The sequence below is a fragment of the Cellulomonas sp. GbtcB1 genome (assembly GCF_019091725.1).
GTDB lineage: Bacteria > Actinomycetota > Actinomycetes > Actinomycetales > Cellulomonadaceae > Cellulomonas.
Genome location: NZ_JAGXJG010000088.1, coordinates 1 through 8,463 on the forward strand (window position 1 = coordinate 1; position 8,463 = coordinate 8,463).

The 8,463-nt window shown below is 76.3% G+C and carries 8 protein-coding genes; 6 read left to right on the top strand and 2 right to left on the bottom strand.

What is annotated here, in order from left to right:
- Positions 1 to 1,795: transcription termination factor Rho (gene rho, locus KVT14_RS19270; protein ID WP_217617139.1), on the top strand; the 1,795-nt coding region annotated here is incomplete at its 5' end.
- Positions 1,796 to 2,007: 212 nt separating this feature from the next.
- Here the strand turns inward: rho and KVT14_RS19275 are convergent.
- Complete coding sequence (locus KVT14_RS19275; protein WP_217617140.1) at positions 2,008 to 3,264, bottom strand: glycosyltransferase family 4 protein; 1,257 nt, start codon at positions 3,262 to 3,264, stop codon at positions 2,008 to 2,010.
- A gap of 14 nt (positions 3,265 to 3,278) precedes the next feature.
- The gene (locus KVT14_RS19280; protein ID WP_217617141.1) at positions 3,279 to 4,043 is read right to left on the bottom strand and encodes a hypothetical protein; all 765 of its coding nucleotides are present in this window, start codon (positions 4,041 to 4,043) and stop codon (positions 3,279 to 3,281) included.
- A gap of 151 nt (positions 4,044 to 4,194) precedes the next feature.
- On the opposite strand from KVT14_RS19280, the gene rpmE reads away from it, so the two are divergent.
- From rpmE to KVT14_RS19305, 5 genes are all read left to right on the top strand, one after another.
- On the top strand, positions 4,195 to 4,410 hold the full coding sequence (gene rpmE, locus KVT14_RS19285; RefSeq protein WP_147795949.1) for a 50S ribosomal protein L31: 216 nt from the start codon (positions 4,195 to 4,197) through the stop codon (positions 4,408 to 4,410).
- Positions 4,411 to 4,560: 150 nt separating this feature from the next.
- Positions 4,561 to 5,652, top strand: a complete 1,092-nt coding sequence (prfA, locus tag KVT14_RS19290; RefSeq protein WP_217617142.1) for a peptide chain release factor 1 — start codon at positions 4,561 to 4,563, stop codon at positions 5,650 to 5,652.
- Positions 5,649 to 6,647, top strand: a complete 999-nt coding sequence (prmC, locus tag KVT14_RS19295) for a peptide chain release factor N(5)-glutamine methyltransferase (protein WP_308161175.1) — start codon at positions 5,649 to 5,651, stop codon at positions 6,645 to 6,647. Before prfA ends, prmC begins: the two co-directional genes overlap by 4 nt.
- On the top strand, positions 6,644 to 7,303 hold the full coding sequence (locus tag KVT14_RS19300; RefSeq protein WP_308161176.1) for an L-threonylcarbamoyladenylate synthase: 660 nt from the start codon (positions 6,644 to 6,646) through the stop codon (positions 7,301 to 7,303). Before prmC ends, KVT14_RS19300 begins: the two co-directional genes overlap by 4 nt.
- On the top strand, positions 7,300 to 8,463 hold a 1,164-nt coding region (locus tag KVT14_RS19305), incomplete at its 3' end, for an MraY family glycosyltransferase (protein ID WP_217617143.1). The genes KVT14_RS19300 and KVT14_RS19305, both read left to right, overlap by 4 nt.

An 8,463-nucleotide genomic window follows, 5' to 3' on the forward strand; every position in this document is an offset into this window, starting at 1 on the left:
CGAGAGCGCGCCCCGGGGCCAGCGCCGCCGCCCGGCGCGGGCCGAGGCCGCTGCGGCCGACACCGCTGCCCCGGCCGCCGAGCCGACCGAGGCCCGCGGCCGCACCGTCGACGTGCTCGCCGGCCTCGAGGCCGTCGAGCGCTCGCTCGACTCCCGCCAGCAGGCCGACGACCGCGCCGCGCGGGCGGCCGACGCCGTCGGCACCGTCACCGGCGAGCGCCGGTCCCGCCGCGCGGGCCGCGGCGCCGGTGCGCCGACCGTCGACGTGACGCTGCCCGAGGGCCCGACCTCCGCGGGCGACCGCGGGGAGCGCGGCGACCGGGCCGAGCGCGGCGACCGGGCCGAGCGCGGCGACCGCCGCGAGCAGCCCGAGGGCCAGCGCCAGCGCCAGCAGCAGGACCCGCAGCGCCAGGCGGCGCAGCACCCGGGCGAGCAGCAGGCGCAGGACGGCGGCCAGGACGACGACGAGCGCGGCGGCCGCCGCCGGCGCTCGCGCGACCGGTACCGCGACCGCGACGGCCGCAAGCGCGGCCGCGGCCAGCGCGGCGGCGTCGGCGACCTCCCGTACGAGGAGGTGGAGATCGCCGAGGACGACGTGCTCGTCCCGGTGGCCGGCATCCTCGACGTGCTGGAGTCGTACGCGTTCGTGCGCACCAGCGGCTACCTGCCCGGCCCGAACGACGTGTACCTGCCGCTCGCGCAGGTCCGCAAGGCCGGCCTCCGCCGCGGCGACGCCATCACCGGCGCCGTGCGCGCGCCCCGCGAGGGCGAGCAGCAGGGCCAGGGCGGGGCGGGCCGGCCGAACAAGGCCAACGCGCTCGTCCGCCTGGACACGGTCAACGGGATGGCGCCCGAGCAGGCGCGCACCCGCCCCGAGTTCACGAAGCTGACGCCGCTGTACCCGCAGGACCGGCTGCGCCTCGAGAACGAGACGAACCACCTGACGCCGCGGGTCATCGACATCGTCGCCCCGATCGGCAAGGGCCAGCGCGGCCTCATCGTCGCGCCGCCCAAGGCCGGCAAGACGATCATCATGCAGCAGATCGCCAACGCGATCACCGCGAACAACCCCGAGGTCCACCTCATGGTCGTGCTCGTCGACGAGCGCCCCGAGGAGGTCACGGACATGGAGCGGACCGTGAAGGGCGAGGTCATCGCCTCGACCTTCGACCGCCCCGCGTCGGACCACACGATGGTCGCCGAGCTCGCGATCGAGCGCGCCAAGCGGCTCGTCGAGCTCGGCCAGGACGTCGTGGTGCTGCTCGACTCGCTGACCCGACTGTCCCGCGCGTACAACCTGGCGGCGCCGGCCTCCGGGCGCATCCTCTCCGGTGGTGTGGACGCCTCGGCGCTCTACCCGCCGAAGCGGTTCTTCGGCGCCGCGCGCAACATCGAGCACGGCGGCTCGCTCACGATCCTCGCCTCGGCGCTGGTCGAGACCGGGTCCAAGATGGACGAGGTCATCTTCGAGGAGTTCAAGGGCACCGGGAACATGGAGCTCCGGCTCTCCCGGTCGCTCGCGGACAAGCGGATCTTCCCGGCGGTGGACGTCAACGCGTCCGGCACCCGCCGCGAGGAGATCCTCATCGCCCCGGACGAGCTCAAGATCATCTGGAAGCTCCGCCGCGTCATGGGCGCGCTGGACCAGCAGCAGGCGATCGAGCTGCTGCTCGGCAAGCTCCGTGACACCAAGAGCAACGTCGAGTTCCTGCTCCAGGTCCAGAAGACGACCCCGGCGCAGAACGGCCACGGCCACGGCCACCACGACGAGAGCCAGCAGCGCGCGATCGTCTGACGCACGCACCCACGACGGGGCGGCACCCTCCGGGGGTGCCGCCCCGTCGGCGTCCCCCCCAGCGCCGAATCTCCACTCCTCGCCTTCGTCGGGACGGTCGGACGCAGGCGAGAAGTGGAGACTCGGCGAGAGAGAGCGCGCGGGGCGAGGGGGCGCGCGAGGGGTGAGGGCGCGTGGGGCGAAAGAGCGCGCGGCGGAGGGGCGGGCGCGGGTCAGCGCGCGGGGCGGGTGCCCGCGGCGCGGGTGCCCGCGGCGCGGGCGTTCGCGCGGCGGGTCGCGATCGCCTGCTCGTACCAGGCCAGGGTCTGCGCCGTGATCTCGCCGGCCTCGAACCGCTGCGCCGCGGCGCGCTGCGGGGCGCGCGCCGCCGTGCGCGCGGCCGGGTCGTCGACCCAGCGGGCCAGCGTCCGCGCGAACGCCCCGGTGTCCCGGGGGTCGACGAGCTGGTCCTCCAGGCCCGCCATCGGCGTGCGGTAGCCCGGGTTGTCGCCGGCCAGGACCACGCCGCCCGCGTCCGCCAGCGCCTCGACGACGGACATGCCGAAGCTCTCGCCGCCGGTCGACGGCAGGGCGACGACGTCGGCACCCGCGAGCAGAGCCGCCTTGTCCTCCTCGGCGACGAAGCCGGGGAAGTCGACCCGGTCGGCGATGCCGGCGGTGCGGGCGCGGTCGCGCAGCTCGTCGAGCAGCGGGCCGCGGCCGGCGAGCGTGAGCGTCCACGGGCGCGTGGCGGGCGTGGCGGCGACGGCGGCGAGCAGCTCGCGCGGGCCCTTGCGCTCGACCAGCCGGCCGAGGAACACGATGCGGACGGGGCCGTCGTCGGCACCGGACGGGGCGTCGGCCGCGGATCCTGCTCCCGCGCCGGCCGTGGCCGCGCCGCCGCCCGCCGCCGCGCCGCCGCCCACCTCCGCACCACCGCCCGCCGCGCCGCCCAGCTCCACCGGCCCCCCGATGATCGGCACGTCCCGCCCGTACGCCTCCCGCACGGACTCCCGCGCGGCCTCGGACAGCGCGGTGATCGCGTCGAACCGCCGCAGCCGCCGGCGCTCCGCGAGCCCGAGCGCCCGGATGCCCCACCGGGTCAGCCGGTCCTGCGGGTAGATGACGAACTGCCCGACGACGGCGGTGCGCGGCGACGCCGCCGACACGACGCGCCCGGCGAGCAGCGGGCTGTACGGCATGGTCACGTGCAGCACGTCGAACGGGACCTCGGCGAGCAGCCGGCGGACGTCGGCGCGCCGCGCGGGCAGCGGGCTGCGCAGCCGGTTGCCGTTGAACCGCACGGACACGGTGCGGCCGAGCACGTGCAGGTTCGGCAGGTCGGTGCGCTCGGTGGTGGAGGTGACGTAGTGCACCTCGTGGCCGAGCTCGGCGAGCCGACGGCCGAGCGTCAGCACGATCTGCTGCACCCCGTCCGGCTTGTCGAGGCCGTCGTCGATCACCAGGCCGATTCGGAGCACGGTCCCCATCGTAGGGGCGCGGCTCAGGCCGGCTCGTGCACCCCGTCGGCGCTGAGCGTCCGGTCGCCGCAGGTGATCGCCCGGGCGGTCTCGCGCGCGGTGTCGGTGCCGGCGGCCACCTCGTCGGAGGTCCCGGCGGACGCGGTCGTCCCGTCGACGTGGATCAGGGTGCGGGTGACGGTGTCGTCCACCAGGTTCAGCCCGACGAGGTCGAGGGCGCCGTCGCCGTCCAGGTCGACGCAGCCGACGCCGGTGCCCTGGCCGGCGAAGCCCTGGTCGAACCGCCACGGCTCGCCGCGGGTGTCGGTGGCGGCGACCAGCTCGCAGTCCTGCACCACCAGCAGGTCGGCGACGCGGTTGTCGGAGACGAGCACCATGGCCGGCTCCGCCGGGTCCGGTCGCAGGGCGAACGCGGTGGCGCCCGCGGGGCCGGCCAGGTCGATCGGGTGGGTCAGCGTGGCGCCGGCGGCGGTGGAGACGCCGACCGTGCGGGTGCCGCCGTCGTCGGCGATCCACAGCTGGTCGGGCGCGCCGTCGCCGTCCAGGTCGATCGTGCCGACGGTCGCGGCGGTGGCCGGCGCGAGGCCGCCGGTCCCGGTGCAGCCCTCCGCGGCGGGCGCGCTCGGCTGCAGCGTGCCGGTCGGCGACGGCGCGGTGGTTGCGGGGGAGGACGCGGGCGGCGGGGCGCTCGACGCGGCGTCGTCGCCGGACCCGGCGCTGCACGCGGACAGCAGCAGGGCGGTGGTGGCCAGGGCGGACACGGTCAGCGGGGCGCGTCGGGTGCTCATCGCCCTCGACGTTAGGACGGCCCCGCCCCGATCGCGACCGGCGGGAAGATTTCCGCACCGCCCGCTGTTCTGGCAGACTGTCACGTCGGTCTGCGGTTCACGTGCGCGGCTCGCGCGCACGACCCGGAGGCCCAACCCGAGGAGAACACCTGTGAAGACTGACATCCACCCCGAGTACGTGGTGACCCAGGTGACCTGCACCTGTGGCAACACGTTCACCACGCGCTCCACCGAGACCTCCGGCGAGATCCGCGCCGACGTCTGCAGCGCCTGCCACCCGTTCTACACGGGCAAGCAGAAGATCCTCGACACCGGTGGCCGCGTGGCCCGGTTCGAGGCGCGCTACGGCAAGCGCCCGGCGAACTAGCCGTCCTGACGCCGGTGCGCGGCGGTCCCCCGAGGACCGTCGGGCACCGGCGTCTTCGCATGTCCGGGGCCGGGTCCGCCGCCCCCGGGTCCGCCGTGCGACCGGCGACGCCCCGGCGCCGCCGCGCCCCGCCCCCAGGAGACCCCCGCGATGACCGACCCGTTCGCGGCCGCCCGCCCGCTGCTCGACGAGCACGCGCGGATCGAGCAGCAGCTCGCCGACCCGGCGGTGCACGCCGACCAGGCGCTGGCCCGTACCCTCGGCCGCCGGTACGCCGAGCTCGGCCGGGTCGCGCAGGCGCACGGCGCGTGGCGGACGGCGGCGGAGGACCTGGCGGACGCGCGCGAGCTGGCGCAGGAGGACGAGGCGTTCGCCGCCGAGCTGCCGTCCCTGGCCGAGGCCGAGGAGCACGCGGCGGAGAAGCTGCGCCGGGTGCTGGTCCCGCGCGACCCCGACGACGCCCGCGACGTCATCCTGGAGATCAAGGCCGGCGAGGGCGGCGAGGAGTCCGCGCTGTTCGCCGGCGACCTGCTGCGGATGTACCTGCGGTACGCCGAGCGCCGGGGCTGGAAGGCCGAGACGCTCGAGTCCACCGAGTCGGACCTCGGGGGCTACAAGGACGTGCAGGTCGCGATCAAGGCGCGCGGCGCCGTCTCCGACCCGGCCGACGGCGTCTGGGCGAGCCTCAAGTACGAGGGCGGCGTGCACCGGGTGCAGCGCGTGCCGGTCACGGAGTCGCAGGGCCGGATCCACACCTCGGCCGCGGGCGTGCTCGTGTTCCCCGAGGTGGAGGACGAGGGCGAGGTCGAGATCGACCCGAACGACCTGCGGATCGACGTGTACCGGTCGTCCGGCCCCGGCGGCCAGTCGGTGAACACGACGGACTCGGCGGTGCGGATCACCCACCTGCCGACCGGCATCGTGGTGTCGATGCAGAACGAGAAGTCGCAGCTGCAGAACCGTGAGCAGGCCATGCGCGTGCTGCGCGCCCGACTCCTGGCGGCGCGCCAGGAGGAGGCCGCCGCGGCGGCGAGCGAGGCCCGCCGGTCGCAGGTGCGCACGGTGGACCGCTCGGAGCGGATCCGCACGTACAACTTCCCGGAGAACCGGATCGCCGACCACCGCACCGGGTACAAGGCGTACAACCTCGACGCCGTGCTCGACGGCGACCTGCAGCCGGTCGTGCAGTCGGCGGTCGACGCCGACGAGGCCGCCCGGCTGGCCGCCGCGGGGGAGCGGTGACCGGCCCGGGCGCGCCCGGCGCCCCCGCGCAGGCACCCGGCGCCCCCACCCTGCGCGCCCTCGTGGAGGCCGCCGCCCGCGTGCTCGCCGAGGCGGGGGTCGGGTCGCCCCGGCACGACGCCACCGCGCTCGCCGCGCACGCGCTCGGCCTGCCGCGCCTCGACCTGGTGCTGGCGCCGCCCGTGCCCGAGGGGTTCACCGAGGAGTTCGCCGGCCTGGTCGACCGCCGCCGGCGCCGCGAGCCGCTGCAGCACATCGTCGGGTCGACGGTGTTCCGCTACCTGACGCTGCGCGTGGAGCCCGGGGTGTTCGTGCCGCGGCCCGAGACCGAGACCGTCGCGCAGGTCGGGATCGACGAGGCCGCGCGGATCGCCACCGAGGGGCGGACCCCGGTCGTCGTCGACCTGTGCTGCGGCGCCGGCGGCATCGCGCTGTCGCTGGCGACCGAGGTGCCGGAGGCGCGGGTCGCCGCGGTCGACGCGTCCCCGGCCGCCGTGGCGCTGACGCGGCACAACGGCGAGCGGGTCGCCGCGGGCGACGTCCGCGTCGAGCTCGGCGACGTGCGGGACCCCGCGCTGCTCGCCGACCTGGACGGCACCGTCGACGTCGTCGTGTCGAACCCGCCGTACATCCCGCCGGACGCCGTGCCGGTCGACCCCGAGGTCCGCGACCACGACCCCGACCTCGCGCTGTACGGCGGCGGGGCCGACGGCCTGGAGGTCCCGCGCGCGGTGCTGGCCGCCGCCGCCCGGCTGCTGGTGCCCGGCGGTCTGCTGGTGATGGAGCACGCGGAGGTGCAGGACGCCGCGGCCCGCGCCGCCGCGGAGGCGACCGGCGCGTTCGAGGCCGTCGGGTCGCGCGCCGACCTGACCGGCCGGCCCCGGATGCTGGTCGCCCGCCGGCGGGCGGCCGCGCCCGCCCCCGAGGCCCCGCCGGCCCCCGCGGGCGAGCCGCGTCCCCACGCCCAGCCGGTCGTGGGAGACTCGCAGCCGTGACTGCCGACGCCGTGCTGGACGCCACCGACCCCGCGACCTGGGGGCCGGCCCTCGACGCCGCCGTGCACACCGTGCAGCGCGGCGGGCTCGTCGTGCTGCCGACGGACACCGTCTACGGGATCGGCGCGGACGCCTTCACGCCGCCGGCGGTGAACGCCCTGCTCGCCGCGAAGGGCCGCGGCCGCCAGATGCCGCCGCCGGTGCTTATGCCGGACGCGCGCACGATGGACGGCCTGGCGATGGGCGTGCCGGCCGCAGCCCGGGACCTCGCCGAGGCGTTCTGGCCGGGCGGCCTGACGATCATCCTGGTCGCGCAGCCGTCGCTCGCCTGGGACCTGGGGGAGACCCACGGCACCGTCGCGCTGCGCGTGCCGGACCACCCCGTCGCGCTGGCGCTGCTCGGCCGCACCGGCCCGATGGCGGTGTCGAGCGCAAACCGCACCGGCCAGCCGTCGGCCCTCGAGGTCGGCGAGGCCTACGAGCAGCTCGGCGACCGGGTCCAGACCTACCTGGACGGCGGCCGCACCCCGGGGCAGGTCGCCTCGACGATCGTGGACGCCACCGGCGACGAGCTCCGCGTCGTCCGGCAGGGCGCCATCTCCCTGGAGCGCCTCCGCGAGGTCGCCCCCGTCGTGGCGGGTGACGCCGGCCGGTGAGGGCGTACCTCCTGCTCCTGCTGATCGCCGCGGCGGCGACCTACGTGCTGACGCCGCTGGCGCGGTGGTGCGCGCTCCGCTGGGGCGCGATCACGGCCGTGCGGAGCAGGGACGTGCACTCCATCCCGACGCCGCGGCTCGGCGGCCTGGCGATGTGGGCCGGGATCATGGTCGGCCTGGTGATGGCCAGCCAGCTGCCGTTCCTCGCCGACGTCTTCGACCGGCCGGAGCCGGTGATCGGCATCGCCGCGGCGGCCACCATCGTGTGCGCCCTCGGGGTGGCCGACGACATCTGGGACCTGGACTGGATGACGAAGCTGGTGGGCCAGGTGCTCGCCGCGTTCGTCATGGCGTCGATGGGGGTGCAGCTCTACCAGCTGCCGATCGACGGCGTGGTGCTGGGCTCCGACCGGATCTGGCTCGGCCTGACCGTGCTGGTGGTCGTCGTCGCGATGAACGCCGTGAACTTCGTCGACGGGCTGGACGGGCTCGCGGCCGGGCTGATCGCGATCGGCGGCGCCGGGTTCTTCCTGTACTCCTACCAGCTCACCCGCGACGCCAGCCCGGGCGACTACTCCAACCTCGCGACGCTCGTCGTCGCGCTGCTCGTCGGGGCGTGCGTGGGCTTCCTGCCGCACAACTTCAACCCGGCCCGGATCTTCATGGGCGACTCCGGGTCGATGCTCATCGGCCTCGTGATCGCCGCGGCCGGCATCCAGGTGACCGGGCAGATCGACCCGGCGATCGCCTCCACGCGGCAGTCGTTCCCCGCGTTCCTGCCGATCCTGCTGCCGCTGGCCGTGCTGCTGCTGCCGCTGCTCGACATGGGCCTCGCGGTGATCCGCCGGGTGGGCTCGGGCAAGTCGCCGTTCCACCCCGACCGGATGCACCTGCACCACCGGATGCTGGCGCTCGGCCACTCGCACCGGCGCGCGGTGATCATCCTGTACGTGTGGACGTTCGTCTTCACCGGCGCGGCGACGGCGCTCGTGTGGTTCTCCACCACCGCGGTCCTCGTCGGGCTGGGCGTCGGCGTGCTCGCCGCCCTGGCGCTGACCCTCGGCCCGCTGCGCGGCCGCAGCACCGCGGGCGGCGGCACGCCCGGCGGCGGTCCCGGCGTGCGCCCGCCGACCGGGCCCGAGCCGGCACCGGCGCCGCAG

Bases quoted from the DNA above. Each gene is read 5' to 3' on its own strand.
- KVT14_RS19275 (WP_217617140.1), bottom strand. From the start codon at position 3,264: ATGGGGACCGTGCTCCGAATCGGCCTGGTGATCGACGACGGCCTCGAC.
- prfA (WP_217617142.1), top strand. From the start codon at position 4,561: ATGACCGACCCGTTCGCGGCCGCCCGCCCGCTGCTCGACGAGCACGCG.
- KVT14_RS19280 (WP_217617141.1), bottom strand. From the start codon at position 4,043: ATGAGCACCCGACGCGCCCCGCTGACCGTGTCCGCCCTGGCCACCACC.